The following is a 15,025-nucleotide window of genomic DNA, read 5'->3' on the forward strand; positions in this document are numbered from 1 at the left end:
GACATGTGCCGCATCAGCTTAAATCTTTTACTTTATATCAGAAATAAAATCTTGAATTAATCTAGCCACTTGATGGGCGTGTACATTGGCCAAATCATGTTGACCTTGTTCAATGACATGCAATCTAGAATGCTGGATTTTTTCATGTAAATATTTACCCACACCCACAGGGCTAATGGGATCTGCATCCCCCCACAGCAACAGGACTGGGCACTCTATTTTATACAATAAATCATCTAGATGGGATTGATGCTCGACAAACCAATTGGGTACTGCAAATGTTTGCTGGTAATCCCCCCGCCAATTGGCAACCTGAAAAGGACTTAAATCAATTCCACCAGAGCTTGCAACCAAAACCAAAGCGTTGATCAATTCAGGTTTTTGTAATGCAGCTTGAACTGCAAAAACACCTCCCATAGATTGAGCAATTACAATGCTGGGTTGTTGAATTTGGTGGAGAATATAACTCTGCAAATCGTCAAAACTATGAATATGCGGATGCTCTGGATGCCCAGCAAAACTTGGATAGGCCATCACTGTTTTTTGATGATCGGCTGAAAGCTGCTGTATAACAGGTTGCCAAAACACTGTGCTTCCCGATGCACCTGGTAAAAAAATTAAATGCATTCTCCCATCACCTTGATATACAAAATTTAATCATCACTCTTTAGTTTAGCGCGTTGAAAAGCAGGACGCTGCTGAATTCGTTCAGCATAGGCAGCCAGTCGAGGGGTTTTATTTTTAGTTCGTTGTTGCATGGCAATCACGGGGAAACTCATTTGAATGTCGGCAAAAGAAAACTCACCTGCGGCATAATCATGTTGACTAAAATAATCTTCCAAAAAGGCTGCATGTTCTTTTAAACGAGGATTGCTAAAGCCACCACGTACACCTTCTGAAATTTTCTTTGCAATAGGACGAATTAAAAAAGGAACATGTTTTGGCATATTGGTCATCACCAATGTCATAACAAGATAAGGCATTAAAGAACCTTCGGCATAATGCATCCAGTAGTTATATTGCATTAAGTCTTTAGGATTTTGAGGCCTAAACTGATTTTTTGTATCATAGGTCGCCTGAAGATAATCTAAAATCACAGCAGACTCTGCAATGGTCAGGTCACCATCGGTCAATACAGGTGACTTTCCAAGCGGATGAACTGCTTTTAACTCAGGGGGTGCAGCAAAAGTAGGTAAGCGTTTATAGTACTTAATCTGATATTCAAGCCCTAGCTCCTCTAAAGCCCAAATAATACGGAGTGAACGAGATTGATCAAGGTGATGTAATGTAATCATTGTATTGCCTCAGTTTTTATTCTTCGACTATAAATTGATCTCAACTTTTCAACAATTCTATTACTGTATTTAAATCATTTTTTTATCAACTTTGTTTATACTCTAGATTCAATATTGGTTATTCTGAGAATAAAAATGAAGTCACTTACCCCATTAATTTTCTTCTTTATTTGTTCAAATCTATATGCATATCAACCCAAGCTTATGTTACTGGGAGCTCTTGAGAATAAGGGAGAGTCCTTTATTGATGTAAATGCACATCAAAAAATTCGTGATTCGTTTAAGCAAGCTGTTATCTATGAAAAATATGCCCATCCTATAAAAGATGAGCAAGGTGTAACATATCAATCTGTTATTAAACAACTTATTGTGGATTGCACAGGAAAAACTATCGCCATTCGGGGCGCTGATTACTTTATAGGAAAAACCTCAAACAGCACATTAGTGAAAAAATTTGATGACATTACGTTGAGCCATGATGGTGAAACGGGGGCAGCTTTTTATTCCTTTGACGACTTAGAGTTTAAAGCGTTGAATCAAGATAAATTCTATAACAAGATTTATGTAAACACCTGTAAATAATCAATAAAAAATTGCATAATCTTACTGATAGAAAAAAAAGATATTTTGTTTTTATACAAAATATCTTTTACATAGCCGTTTTTTAGATAATCGTGGTATTGATTTCCACACTACGCAATAAAGTCTTGGTCACTGGGGTTTTTTGGCAAATGTCTAACACTTTTTGATGCACCGCTTCAGACAACGGAGTCGCAAAAGACAAGCGACGCTCGACCCATTCTTTCCCCTCTTTATTGGCATTAAAATCAGCTTCAACTGTAAACTCACCCAAATCAAGCCCTTTGTGTTGAGCATACATACGCAAAGTAATCATGGTACAAGAAATTAAACCTGAACAAATAAAATCATAAGGCGCTAAGCCCTTGTCTTGCCCACCGAATGATTCTGGTTTGTCGGTAATCAGTTGATGTTTTCCACTCACCACCTCACCTGACCATGGTTCTGGATAGGTTTTTACCTTTGCATTTGCAATAATTGCCATTTTATTTTCCTTTAATCTTTAAATTTTTAGTGAATGCCAGTTTAAATAAAATTTGTAAACGCAACACTTGCGCTAAAGGCTGGTCAAATACACCTTTAACGCAAATTATTTAGTTTGAATCCATATTACAATGCACAATGCAGCACATCACTTCGATGCTCGCATCTTGTCTGGGAATGCTGGTGCTTCTAAACGTGGACCATCATAATCAGGGATCGTTCCAAAACGGGCATCCTGATTTGCCCATTGTTCTGTTGCTGTTTTTAGTTCTTCCTGTGTTCTGCCCACAAGATTCCACCACAGTAAAATAGGCGACTCAAAAGGTTCACCACCTATCAACAGTAAACGCGAGCCTTTTGGTAGTTCAACCTCAATCTGAGAAATTCCAGGTTCAATGACTACCATATTGTCACTATTTAAATCATGACCATTGACGGTTGCTTCACCTTCTAATGCCATAAATCCATATTCAAAATGAGGATTCAGTGGAATACGTGTCTTGGTTGATTCTTTTGCAAAAAAATCGATCCCCACTAATTCTGTATGCACTTTGACAGGAGATTTGATATTCATGAATTCACCGACTAAAACTGTAAATTCAATATGATCCTGCTCGACAACTGGTAATTCTGGATAATGATCAAACTGCGGTGCCATATTGATCTTATCATCAGGCAAGGCAATCCAAAGCTGTGCAGCATGCATTCTGGTTTCAGTATCTGGAGCAACTTCTGTATGGGAAATTCCATAACCCGCAGTCATCAGATTCACTTGTTTAGGACGAATCAATTGTTTAGAGCCGATGCTGTCTGTATGCATCATCGTCCCTTCGATCATCCAAGTGAAAGTCTGTAATCCAATATGTGGATGCGGTCCGACATCCAATCCATCTCCCTGAGGAAATACCACTGGGCCAGCGTGATCTAAAAAGCACCATGCGCCAATCATGCGTTTTTGACGGCTTGGTAATGCACGTTTAATGACGGTGCCTTTGCCTATTTCTGCTGAACGAATTGGAAAATCTTGAATAAACTGATTCACGTATTTTTCACAATCGTCAGAGTTAGAAATCTCGGTATAGTTGGTATTGGTCATGTTGTTATCCTAAATTTGTCCATCAGCTCAGGACGTTATTTCAACTTCTACAATTTCATTTTATTTAGCTTATCGGTTTTATATACATCGGCCTATAGCTATCTTAATACGCTGAATACTATCAATAGGACAATAATAGTTTGGTTTTTGTTATGCATTTTCTGATCACAAAATTTGGAAACAATACTTTACCAAATTGAATATTCACGTTGGAATGTTTATAGACTCGTAGTCGCACCATGACATGTTCAAGTCTTGATCGAATTAAGCAGAAGGTGGTGGATTAAGATCCACAAATAATCCTGTGAAACGGCGAATCAGAGGTAAAAAAATTAATACTGTGGGAAAGGCAATCATCCATGAAAATAGCCAGACGCTAAACCATTTTGTAAAAAATCCATCAAACCAACCTACATTCTTCCATAAGTTAATCATGGAAATGGTGGCACTCATTAAAGCTGAAAGTATGAATGGCATAATCCACGCGGCATATTTTGCTGGTAATTTAGGAATTCCAGCAAAAATCATGGCAGGTTTATGTTGATGGCCTCTATTCTCGATCTTGGTTTCTGGTTTTAAATCACGCATTTTTCTTGACGTTCTGCTTTAAGTTTTTCATAAATTGTTTAACTGCTGGTTCAAAGTCTTGAAATAGCACATGATCGCGATGGGTAATTATAACTTCTAAAAAGAGTTTTAGTCCTACAGCAAACGCTTTGGTGGTTTCTTCATCAAAAAACTCAGCAGCTTTTAAGCGCTCTACAATTTGGAAAATATCATCGTGATTACCCACATTAAATTCGATATTTTCATCATAAGTTGATGGATGACCTTGCGCATCTGCAAGATGTTGAACAGTCACATGATATTGATGTTGTTTCATAAGATTTCTCTAACTTGTTAAATATTCGCCGTTGTTTAATGAAGGGTCTGTTGACAATTCGTCTACGTTTGCGACTAGGTGTGTTTTTTAGACGATACTAGGCGCGAGATACGTAATTTAGTCATTCTAAATGATGAGAAACGTCGTTTCGCAAGGTAACGACGTAGCGGCAAAAAACACGCTAGTCCCCCGCTGCGCCTTGCGTTGCAAACAAAGCAGTGCTTTGTTCTTGCTCAGGGTTGTGGCTAAAATTATCTCAGCCTTCGTTATAAAACTCGAAAATAGTCTTGCTATTCTCTTCGTTTCATGCTTTACGACGTATACGTCTCATGCTCAATTTTAACCTACAACGCAAGCCATTTATGAAATGGCAACAGACCCTCATGTGGTACTAAATTTAATATCCAAAACATCAATATCAAACGCTTGAAAAACCTGCTCCACTGAGGCGATTAAAGACGCTTTATTGATCTGGGTCAGGTCGGCACATTGGATATTGAGTGACTCCACTTCGGATAAATAAGGTAAAGCATACTTAACTTCATCTCTACCGTGCAGATTTTGAGTAATCAAACCGACTTTCTCTAGATCGCTCACCACTCGATATATAGTGGATAAACTGATCTGCTTATTTTGTACATATAACTGCTGATAAATCTGCTTTGCTGTCAGTTGTGCTTTTTGATCCAACAGTGCTTTGAATACAATCACTCTTGCTTGGGTCACTTTTAAATTTGCCTGACGCAGTTTTTGTTGTATCTCACTACTCATGTCTCACCTAAACCTTCTATTGCCCTGTTATTGCATTGTTATAAACGCCCAATTTCTATTGCGGCTTGATCAATTTTTTCAGCGACTTGTCTAACTTGCTCGGCATCAAAATCTTTACCCTTGAGCTTTAAGCGCAATGATGTTTTTAAGTTTTCCATCGCACGATGAATATCCAAATATTGGTCATTTTCATGAATTTCGCGTCGAGTTTCCAAACGCTCTAATAAGTGTTTGATATGCGCGTGCTGCTCTTTTAAATGTAATTTTCCAGCATCTGTAATGTGATATTGCTTACGATCACCTTCTGTATTTTCAGCATGTAGAAAGCCAATTTCTTCAAGATAGGTCAGAGTTGGATAGATCGTGCCCGAACTTGGAGTATAGCCGCCACCGACTAGATCACTGATGGCTTTAATAATTTCATAACCATGTTTTGGCTGTTGCTGTATCAAATGTAAAACCAAAAGCTTCATTTTACCTGATTCAAACAACCGACCTCGTCGTCCACCATAACCTCGTTCGGTATGCTGTTCACGATGCTCAAAGTCATTTTGTGAATGAATATGTCGTTCTAATTTCATCTTTATTTTTCTCAAATTGATCAATTTATAATTATTAAGATATGTCTTAATAAGTCTTAATACAACATTATATTACAGAATAAATTTTAATATTTTGATAAATAAGCAATTAAATTATTTTAAATCGATTTATCTTAAAAATTTAAGATATAAAAAAACAGGTAAAGTCTTTCAATAGCATCTATTGGCTATTTTCATTGTTGTTCCGGATTGCTTAAAGCTTTAGCCAATTTCTCGTTTTTATGCTTTTTGACAGTAAACTTTTAATTTTCAGATCTTTAGTCTTGACATGGCGTTTAATTTACATACAATGCGATTTGTAACAAAAAATTAATATTTTTATAACAAAAGGGTCACACAATGTTTAAGAAAACTTTATTTGCTGCATTACTTGCTACTTCTTTTGGGTCTGCACATGCATACCAAGCTGAAATTGGTGGTTCACTCGGCATTGTTGATCCAGATAAAGGGGATACATCTACTGCTTTTGCTATTGATGGAACATATTATTTTAACCCTGTTCAAGTTAAAAACAACCCATTAAACGAAGCGGCCTTTCTAGATCGCGCAAGCAACGTAAGTGCTGGGATTAGCTATATCGATTATGATGCCTACGATGTAACAGCATATGGTGTTGGTATTGAATATTTTGTTCCAAATACCGATTTTTATGCAAGTGCTGCTATTGGGCGCTCAACAGCTAAGGCCGATCATGTAGATGATTTAGATACGACAACTTACTCTGCTGAAGTCGGTTACTTGCCAATCCCAGGTCTTTTGGTTGCTGTTGGTTTAGCAGGCTATGATAATGATTTTAATGATGATATAGATCCAACTATCCGCGCTAAATATGTCACTCAAGTGGGTCGCTATGATATGAATTTTGAAGGCGATGCAAAATTTGGTGATATCGATGATTACAGCGTAGGTACAGATTTATATCTAGATAAAACCTTCAGTGTCGGATTGGCTTATTCAGGTAGCCGTGCTGATGGTAATGATGAAGACAGCTTTACAATTCGTGCAAAAAAATTCTTTACTCAACAAATCAGCTTAGAAGGTTCTGTTGATTTTGAAGATGATGATAATGTTTACGGTCTTCGCGCTGCTTACCGCTTCTAATTATTGATAAACTTTAAAAAACCGCTCTTGTATAAGCGGTTTTTTATCTCTAAATTTACTGCTCTAAATGCAGCATTCTTAACTGTAAACTCACATTGCCATTAAATTGATTTTTATCCAATTCATAAACAATACGTACCCTATCTTGCATGGGATCAAAATTGAATTTATCACGTACATTAAAGGCAATCGCATCAATCGGTTGGCCATTTTCCAAAGCTAAACGCAATTTCAGATGCACTTCTTTTAACCAACGATAATCGATGACTTTAAAACGCCCTTCAAATACCGGTGCAGGAAACTTTTGCCCCCACGGTCCTAATTGCGCCAAAGTCTCTACAGTTTGCAGTTGAAATGCCTGAGCAGGTAATTCACCATCCGTCCACAACACCGCTTGGAATAGTGCATCATCTGATTGAGCAACCAACTCAGTAAAACGTTGTTTAAATTCTTCAAAATGTTGCTTTTGAATGGTCAAACCCGCTGCTGCTGCATGCCCACCAAAATGACTAATCAAATCAGGATATTGCTCGGCAACCTTTTCAATACTGTCTCGAATATGAATACCATCAATTGAACGTGCGGAACCTTTGATATGAATCCCATCTTTATCTGCCGCAAATACAATACTGGGACGATGAAATTGCTCTTTTAAACGTCCTGCTACAATACCAATCACACCTTGATGCCAATGCTCTTCAAACATAACCAGCGCTGCGGGTAAATGGTCTTGATCAAGCTGTAGATTTTCCAACTCTGCCAAAGCCTCTTGTTTGATCTCCGATTCAACTTGACGGCGTTCTAAGTTTAAATCATTGAGTTGGCGTGCCAAAGTGTGAGCTGATTGAATATCGGTTGCCAAAAGACATTCAATACCTATGTCCATGGTTTCCATACGCCCTGCGGCATTAAGACGCGGGCCTAACACAAAACCTAAATCAGATGCTTCTAACTCAGCAGGATCACGCGCGGCAATATCTAATAAGGCACTGATTCCAGCACGACATTGATTTTGCTGAATTCTTTTAACACCAGCATCCACTAAGATACGATTATTATGATCTAGACTAGCAACATCAGCATAGGTACCTAAAGCAACTAAATCCAAATATTGTGGCATTTTTGCGGCAGATTTACCCAATTTTGCCCGATAGCTACTTAACTTTGCTAATAGGTAAAATGCGACTCCGACACCTGCTAAAGCCTTGCTCGGAAATTCGCAGCCTAACTGATTGGGATTGACAACCGCTTCAGCCTGAGGGGGCTCTTTTGTGGTCAAATGATGATCAGTAATGATCACCTGCATCCCATGTGATTGTGCTTGTGCTACACCGGCATGACTGGAAATTCCATTGTCGACTGTAATTAATAGATCAGGCTGATATCTTTCAAAAGCCAAATCAGCAATTTTAGGGGTTAAGCCATAACCATACTTAAAACGATCTGGAACGAGGTATTCAACATTGGCGGCCATTTCTCGTAAAGCCAAGATCATCAGTGCGGTACTGGTTGCACCATCGGCATCATAATCACCCACAATCACTATTTTTTTGTGTTGGTCTAAGGCCTGATCAATAATTTGAATGGCTTGTTCTAGACCTTTCATTTCTGGTGCAAGTAAATATTTAAGTTTCAAATCTAATTCTTGTTCAGATTGCACACCTCGACGGGCCAAAATTTCAGCAATAAAGGGTAACACGCCCTGAAAATTTTCAGGGCGTGTAATCAAAGGTCGTTGTTTAATTTGTAATTTTTGCATTTATGGCATCAAACGTTGTATTGTCCAAGATCCAGCGACTTTTTCATAAGTGAGGCGATCATGTAAGCGATTTGGGCGACCTTGCCAGAATTCATAATACGTCGGCTCTAAACGATAGCCTCCCCAAAATTCTGGTTTAGCCAATTCATTTTTTTCAGCCACTTGCTCATACAACGCTTGAAAACGCTGTTGTAAACGTTCCCGACTTTCAATCACGCCACTTTGTGGCGTGCTGATATGCGCTGCAATTTGGCTATCACGAGGACGTTTATGATAATAATCAGTAGACTCTTGTTCAGATATTTTCTGAACTTGACCACCCACACGGACTTGTCGCTCAAGCTCAGGCCAATAGAATAGCAATTCTGCATAAGGATTTTCAGCTAAATCTAAGCCTTTTTGACTGTCATAATTGGTATAAAAATCATAACCAGCCTCCGTAGCACCACGTAATAACACGGTACGTACATGTGGTCGCCCTTGTGCATTTGCGGTTGCCAACGACATTGCATAAGGTTCATGTAGTTTTGCTTCTAAAGCCAAATTAAACCAATTGAGAAACTGCTCATGAGGATGAGCATCGACCTGCTCCTCATGTAGTTCACCTTTTTGATAAGTCAGACGAAGCTCACTTAAGTCTTTAATTACATCACGCATGAAGCAAAACCTTCTACAGACGATACAATATTTTAAGCTGCATTTTGACGAACAGCATCTGCTAAATGATTTGCCAAATCAGTTACTTCTTGCAGATTATCACCTTCCACCATAACACGAATGATCGGCTCCGTCCCTGACTTACGAATTAAAATTCGTCCACGTCCTTTAAGTGCAGCTTCTACTTTATCAAACTCTGCAACCAATGCCGGTACTGCAAAGGGGTCAAACATTTGTTCAAGTCGTACATTGACTAAAACATTAGGTAAAGTTTTAAAATCTGCTACCAATTCATCTAAAGATTTATTCTGCTCAACCAATACAGTTAAGACTTGGAGGGCTGCAATGATTGCATCACCAGTTGTACTCTTATCTAAAGTCAGAATATGACCAGATGGCTCACCACCAATCACCCAGTTATTTTCTTCTAAATTTTGTAATACATAGCGATCACCAACTTTAGCACGTACAAAAGGAACTTTGGCTTTTTCAAGTGCTAACTCTAATGCCATATTACTCATGACTGTACCCACGATACCTGCTGGTTTTTGCGACGCTTGTGTCGCTAAAATATACAGGATATGGTCGCCATCAACCAAGTTACCAAAACGATCGACCAAAACCACCCGATCAGCATCACCATCAAAAGCAATGCCTAAATCAGCTTGATGCTCAATCACTGCTTTTTGTAAATTTTCAGGATGTGTCGAACCGCAATCCTTATTGATATTTAAACCATCTGGCTCATTAAAAAGTGCAATAACTTTCGCACCTAATTCACGAAATACTGCTGGGCCTACGCTATAGGCTGCACCATTGGCACAATCCACCACAATTTTTAAATGACGCAAGTTGAAATGATAGGGGAATGTCGATTTACAAAATTCGATATAACGACCATTGGCATCTTTAACACGGACACTCTTACCTAGGTTTGCTGTGTCTTCAATAACAATATCATTCTCAAGCTCTCGATTAATCGCATCTTGAATGGTATCTGGAAGCTTTTTCCCTTCATCTGAGAAGAATTTAATGCCATTATCAAAATAAGGGTTATGCGAAGCAGAAATCACGATACCTAAATTTGCATGCAATGCACGGGTTAAATGAGCAATTGCAGGGGTCGGTAGTGGCCCAAGCAAGTGTACATAAACACCAGCTGCATTGAGGCCCGCCTGTAAAGCTGCTTCAAGAATATAACCAGACAAACGCGTATCTTTACCTAACACCACAATCGGCTTTGATTTAGGGCTAATTTGCTTTAATACTTTTCCTGCTGCAAATCCGAGTTTAAGTGCAAATTCTGGGGTAATTGGGAGTTCACCAAATTTTCCACGAATCCCGTCTGTTCCAAAATAACTCATTTTTTACCCACTTATTATGTGTTGTATAACAATCAATTTTTAACTTTTACTACTTTACACCAAAATAAAAAAGCCGTCATAAACTGACGGCTTTTTCCAATCAAAATATTACAAAAGATTAACCTACACGATAGTTCGGCGCTTCTTTAGTAATCGTTACATCATGCACATGTGACTCTTGCATACCTGCGGCAGTAATTTTCACAAATTTTGCATTTTGGCGTAAGTCTTCAATCGTAGCAGAACCCGTATAGCCCATAGATGAACGTAAACCACCCATCATTTGATGTACGATATTGCCCATTGGACCTTTGTACGGTACGCGACCTTCAATACCTTCAGGTACCAACTTCTCAGCGCCCGCTTTTGAGTCTTGGAAATAACGATCTGCAGAACCCGTCGCACCCGCCATTGCACCCAAAGAACCCATACCACGGTATGCTTTGTAATAGCGACCTTGGAAAAATTCAACTTCACCTGGCGCTTCTTCAGTACCTGCCATGAGTGAACCCACCATAATCGTACTTGCACCAGCACCAATCGCTTTCGCCATATCCCCAGAAAAACGGATACCGCCATCAGCAATTAATGGAATTTGATCTTTCAATGCATTAGCAACACTATCAATTGCAGAGATTTGTGGCATACCAATACCAGCAACAATACGTGTAGTACAGATTGAACCAGGACCAATACCCACTTTAACGGCATCTGCACCAGCATCAAGTAACGCCAAAGCAGCATCACCCGTTGCAATATTACCGCCAATGACTTGAACTTGAGGGAAGTTTGCTTTTACCCAACGGACACGCTCAATTACACCCGCAGAATGACCATGTGCAGTATCTACAACAATTGCATCGACCCCGGCTTCAACCAAAGCTTCAACACGGCTTGGAGTTTCAGCACCCGTACCCACCGCTGCACCAACACGTAAACGACCTAACTCATCTTTACAGCTGTTTGGATAAGATTCCGCTTTACGGAAATCTGTAACAGTAATTAAGCCTTTTAATGCATTGCTTTCATCAACCACCAATACTTTTTCAATACGGTGTTTTTGCAATAATGCTTGAATATTTTCTTTAGATTCATTTTCACGAACAGTCACAAGACGATCTTGTCCTGTCATGATATTGCTTACTGGTTGTTCCAAGTTCGTTACAAAACGAGTATCTCGGCCAGTCACAATTCCAACCACTTTGCCATCTTTAACGACAGGTACACCACTGATATTGTTGGCTTGCGTAATTGCCATCAAATCACGAATTGTGGTTTCAGGTGTCACGGTAATCGGATCTTTCACCATTCCCGCTTCGAATTTTTTTACACGGCGAACTTCTGCAGCTTGTGCAGAAATATCCATGTTTTTATGTAAAATACCAATACCACCGTTTTGCGCCATTGCAATCGCCATACGTGACTCAGTCACAGTATCCATTGCTGCTGAAACCATAGGGATGTTCAGTTGAATGCCGCGTGTGAGGCGTGTCTTTAGAGAGACATCTTTTGGGAGGATAGTAGAATAGGCAGGGAGTAATAAGACATCATCGAAGGTTAGCGCTTCTTGAACGATGGTCAACATAACAGTCTCGCTGGTAATTTCCGTGAGCTATTATATACAAATTTCCGTTCAATTTTCATTTTTTATTACGTGGATTTCTTTTATTCTCAGTCTCACTTTATTTTTCAGTATCTTATTGAAATAAAAATAGGCTTTGAATATAAGATTTTAGTGGATTTAACACTGCAACAAAGTGTCGACTTACAGTCTCTGCTTTTAAAGTAACAGCTAGGCTTTCATCAAAAACCCTACTGAACATATGATTATATTGAGTAGCGCAGTCAAGATAGCTTAAATCCAAAAAGCTTGCCCCATTTGATGATGCTTTTTCAACAGGATGGACTATATATTTGTCCATATTCAAGCGCAGCTGTGTGGGAGGAGCTCGACAGTATTTAACAGCGCAACAGCTGACTTTTACACTGGTTGATTATTCAGATTAATCCACTCTTTACCACGTAGAATACTGAATATAAACATTCTTCTATCCTAAATTTTTCCACTTAAGTTTTAACATACCTGATCAAAGTCTTCATCATTGCTGGGGGTAGCAACCTCGATTTCGATCAGCGGAATCAAACCATAGCCTTGTCTTGCTTTTGCACATTGAGAATCACCAGCATGTACCTGTTTGCATGAAGAACTCCGTTGTTCATACATACTACAGCTGACTTGCTGTCCAATCTCACCTTTTAATGCCACACAACGCGGTTGCTTTTGATTGGTGCCCTGCATACAAGAATACACTGCTGTCAAAGGTTCGACATAATCTGCTGGCATGGCTTCTCCTTCTGCCCAATAAAATGAGACTCGGAAAAAGGCGCAACACGCCCCGCAACTTAAGCACGCATCCTGTGCTGATATTTGTGACAACATTTTTTTAAGATTCTCGTTATCAATTTAAAATTTTGGCAAGAAAATCCTAAAAAAAGTCGCACTCAAACTCAATATATTTTTTGAATTTTTTATTGCGGACAGGTAAACACGGACTCATCCATCAAATCGACACCACATTGTAAATTTTCGATCCAGTCTAAAAACTGATGAATCATCTCTTTACCAATAAACGGCTTACCATGTTGTGGCACAATCATTTCAATATCCATTTGACGTACCATTTTCACCCATAAACGGATCACCCGATTGGTACACATATAGCGCTGATGAAAACCATGCATGGTTGGAATGTGCATTGCAAAATCTTCAATTGGTTTCGATGCATCATCAACAATCGATGCCCCCATATCACCTGAGAATAAAATTTTTGAAATTGGATCGTAAAACTGGAAATTTCCAACGGAATGTAGGAAATGCGCAGGAACTACGATAATGCGTGTTTCTCCCAATGGAATAGAGCCTCCTTGGTCAGGCAATTCGATCAGACGCTCTAACCAGCCCCCTTTCATACGATCACTCATAAATGCGGAATTTAAATGAGGTAAAAAGCGTGCCCATAATTTAGATGCGACCACTTTGGCATCGGTATAGACCAACCAACGTGGCATAGAAGTAATGATGTCGGGATCTTGGTGAGATGCCATGACATAGTCTAGATTTTGTAATCGGGTGTATTTATTAAGCTCCATGGTCAGTGGCACATAGGTCAAATCACCGCCCGGATCTAATACTGCTGCACGTTCATTATTTAAAATAAGAAACTGATTGGCTTGTACACCTTCACCTTTCACCAAACTGGTAAAACTTATACATTTATGAGTGCCATTATCAAACAAAACTTGCGATGTGGTGCGATCTAAAGCCATACCAGAAACCCCAAAACCTTTTTTAAAATAAATCTTTAGTTATCCCATACAACATATAAGGTTTTCTTCAAAGTTACAATAAATCTACAACCTAAGTTTAAAGATTATTTGTGTCATCATTCTCAAAATAGTAAAAAACCCAACATTAAGTTGGGTTTTCAGCTTTAAAAATAGATGACTTTATTGATGTTCAATCAGCTTGGAGAATTGAGCTTAAAAAAAGTAATGCTGAACTAAAGCCGCGACACCAATAATAAAGAAGATTGCAGCTCCAATTTTATGAATCAACGCAATAGGTAATTTATCCGCCAATTTATTGCCAATAAATACAGCAGGTGCATTGACCAACATAATCCCCAATGTGGTCCCTAGGGTTACCCAACCGATGCTGTCAAAGCGTGCAGCAAGTGCCACTGTGGCGATTTGAGTTTTATCGCCAATTTCTGCAAGGAAGAATAATACAAAGGTTGCACCAAAGACCCCATATTTTTGCCATTTATTAATACTTTCAGATTCATCATCCAATTCATCTGGAATCAGCATCCACCCAGCCATACCAATAAAGCCAAGTGATACAATCCAAAGTAAAACTGTCGGGCTAAGGACCGTGGTAATCCACTGACCAAGCACAGCCGATACACCATGATTGACAATAGTTGCCAATAAAATTGCAATTAAAATCGGAATAGGTTTACGAAAACGTGCAGCAAGAAGTAATGCGAGTAGTTGTGTTTTATCGCCCATTTCGGATAAAGCGACAACCACTAAAGAGATGAGGAAGGCATTTAACATTTCAAAGTCTCTGGCTAGCAATATTTACCGATGACTTATCCCTCCTGCTAGCCAATATGAATAGTTGCCTATTCAACGCGGAGTGATAAATCAAAGGTCTTGCCAACAAAAGATAGCTGAGTAAACACCTTCAGCTAAATTGGTTCTTTGCTATGATGACCATACTCTGTTGAGTAATTATGTTGATCATCACCCATTTATCATCTCGCAGATGACAAACAGCGGCTACTCCCCAATGAAGTACAGCTATTCTACAACGCTTTATCGATCATTTTCAATTTTTAAAAATTAAAAAATTTAAAGCTTAGATAAACTT

17 protein-coding genes and 1 riboswitch are annotated in these 15,025 nt (G+C 38.9%); of the genes, 2 read left to right on the forward strand and 15 right to left on the reverse strand.

Translation table 11 applies throughout. The features are described 5' to 3' along the window. Positions 1–27: 27 nt before the first annotated feature. Together AC2G3J_RS19040 and AC2G3J_RS19045 are read right to left on the reverse strand one after the other, a co-directional pair. Positions 28–627, reverse strand: coding sequence for an alpha/beta fold hydrolase (locus AC2G3J_RS19040; RefSeq protein WP_419326952.1), 600 nt, complete (start codon positions 625–627; stop codon positions 28–30). A 26-nt stretch (positions 628–653) separates the two neighbouring features. Next, positions 654–1,295 carry a glutathione S-transferase family protein gene (locus AC2G3J_RS19045; RefSeq protein WP_419326951.1) on the reverse strand — a complete coding sequence of 214 codons (642 nt, stop codon included), beginning with the start codon at positions 1,293–1,295 and terminating at the stop codon, positions 654–656. A 135-nt stretch (positions 1,296–1,430) separates the two neighbouring features. Between AC2G3J_RS19045 and AC2G3J_RS19050 the strand changes: the two genes are divergently transcribed. After that, positions 1,431–1,877, forward strand: a complete 447-nt coding sequence (locus AC2G3J_RS19050; protein WP_483770450.1) for a surface-adhesin E family protein — start codon at positions 1,431–1,433, stop codon at positions 1,875–1,877. Positions 1,878–1,959: 82 nt separating this feature from the next. On the opposite strand, the gene AC2G3J_RS19055 is transcribed toward AC2G3J_RS19050, so the two are convergent. From AC2G3J_RS19055 to AC2G3J_RS19080, 6 genes are all read right to left on the reverse strand, one after another. Further along, positions 1,960–2,358, reverse strand: a complete 399-nt coding sequence (locus AC2G3J_RS19055) for an OsmC family protein (protein ID WP_336952428.1) — start codon at positions 2,356–2,358, stop codon at positions 1,960–1,962. Positions 2,359–2,505: 147 nt separating this feature from the next. Then, positions 2,506–3,453 carry a pirin family protein gene (locus AC2G3J_RS19060; RefSeq protein WP_419360839.1) on the reverse strand — a complete coding sequence of 316 codons (948 nt, stop codon included), beginning with the start codon at positions 3,451–3,453 and terminating at the stop codon, positions 2,506–2,508. 264 nt (positions 3,454–3,717) lie between these two features. Then, positions 3,718–4,041, reverse strand: coding sequence for a DUF2798 domain-containing protein (locus AC2G3J_RS19065; protein ID WP_483770451.1), 324 nt, complete (start codon positions 4,039–4,041; stop codon positions 3,718–3,720). Next, complete coding sequence (locus tag AC2G3J_RS19070) at positions 4,034–4,336, reverse strand: DUF3861 domain-containing protein (protein WP_419326948.1); 303 nt, start codon at positions 4,334–4,336, stop codon at positions 4,034–4,036. The genes AC2G3J_RS19065 and AC2G3J_RS19070 overlap by 8 nt, the downstream gene beginning before the upstream one ends. A 381-nt stretch (positions 4,337–4,717) precedes the next feature. Beyond that, complete coding sequence (locus AC2G3J_RS19075) at positions 4,718–5,107, reverse strand: Fur family transcriptional regulator (protein ID WP_336952434.1); 390 nt, start codon at positions 5,105–5,107, stop codon at positions 4,718–4,720. A gap of 38 nt (positions 5,108–5,145) precedes the next feature. After that, positions 5,146–5,688, reverse strand: a complete 543-nt coding sequence (locus AC2G3J_RS19080) for a PadR family transcriptional regulator (RefSeq protein WP_483770452.1) — start codon at positions 5,686–5,688, stop codon at positions 5,146–5,148. A gap of 360 nt (positions 5,689–6,048) precedes the next feature. Here AC2G3J_RS19080 and AC2G3J_RS19085 point away from each other — a divergent pair, with 360 nt between their 5' ends. Beyond that, positions 6,049–6,810, forward strand: coding sequence for a putative porin (locus AC2G3J_RS19085; protein WP_336952438.1), 762 nt, complete (start codon positions 6,049–6,051; stop codon positions 6,808–6,810). Between the two features lie 55 nt (positions 6,811–6,865). On the opposite strand, the gene recJ is transcribed toward AC2G3J_RS19085, so the two are convergent. From recJ to AC2G3J_RS19120, 7 genes are all read right to left on the reverse strand, one after another. Further along, a complete protein-coding gene (gene recJ, locus AC2G3J_RS19090) occupies positions 6,866–8,569 on the reverse strand; it encodes a single-stranded-DNA-specific exonuclease RecJ (protein ID WP_483770453.1) in 1,704 nt (567 codons plus the stop codon). Continuing rightward, positions 8,570–9,226: a pyridoxamine 5'-phosphate oxidase gene (gene pdxH, locus AC2G3J_RS19095; protein ID WP_336952442.1), complete on the reverse strand. Its 657-nt coding sequence runs from the start codon at positions 9,224–9,226 to the stop codon at positions 8,570–8,572. It abuts the gene before it with no gap. 32 nt (positions 9,227–9,258) lie between these two features. Beyond that, positions 9,259–10,590 carry a phosphoglucosamine mutase gene (gene glmM / locus AC2G3J_RS19100; RefSeq protein ID WP_336952444.1) on the reverse strand — a complete coding sequence of 444 codons (1,332 nt, stop codon included), beginning with the start codon at positions 10,588–10,590 and terminating at the stop codon, positions 9,259–9,261. A 118-nt stretch (positions 10,591–10,708) separates the two neighbouring features. Further along, positions 10,709–12,175: an IMP dehydrogenase gene (gene guaB / locus AC2G3J_RS19105; RefSeq protein ID WP_004718605.1), complete on the reverse strand. Its 1,467-nt coding sequence runs from the start codon at positions 12,173–12,175 to the stop codon at positions 10,709–10,711. 489 nt (positions 12,176–12,664) lie between these two features. Next, entirely contained in the window at positions 12,665–13,030 is a 366-nt protein-coding gene (locus AC2G3J_RS19110; RefSeq protein ID WP_336952445.1) for a YkgJ family cysteine cluster protein, read from the reverse strand. Positions 13,031–13,119: 89 nt separating this feature from the next. Then, complete coding sequence (locus AC2G3J_RS19115) at positions 13,120–13,917, reverse strand: oxygen-binding di-iron domain-containing protein (RefSeq protein ID WP_004718609.1); 798 nt, start codon at positions 13,915–13,917, stop codon at positions 13,120–13,122. A 213-nt stretch (positions 13,918–14,130) separates the two neighbouring features. Then, complete coding sequence (locus AC2G3J_RS19120) at positions 14,131–14,709, reverse strand: TMEM165/GDT1 family protein (RefSeq protein WP_336952447.1); 579 nt, start codon at positions 14,707–14,709, stop codon at positions 14,131–14,133. 88 nt (positions 14,710–14,797) lie between these two features. Then, positions 14,798–14,955: riboswitch (yybP-ykoY riboswitch) on the reverse strand. Between the last annotated feature and the right edge of the window lie 70 nt (positions 14,956–15,025).

This window comes from Acinetobacter legionensis, assembly GCF_057165765.1.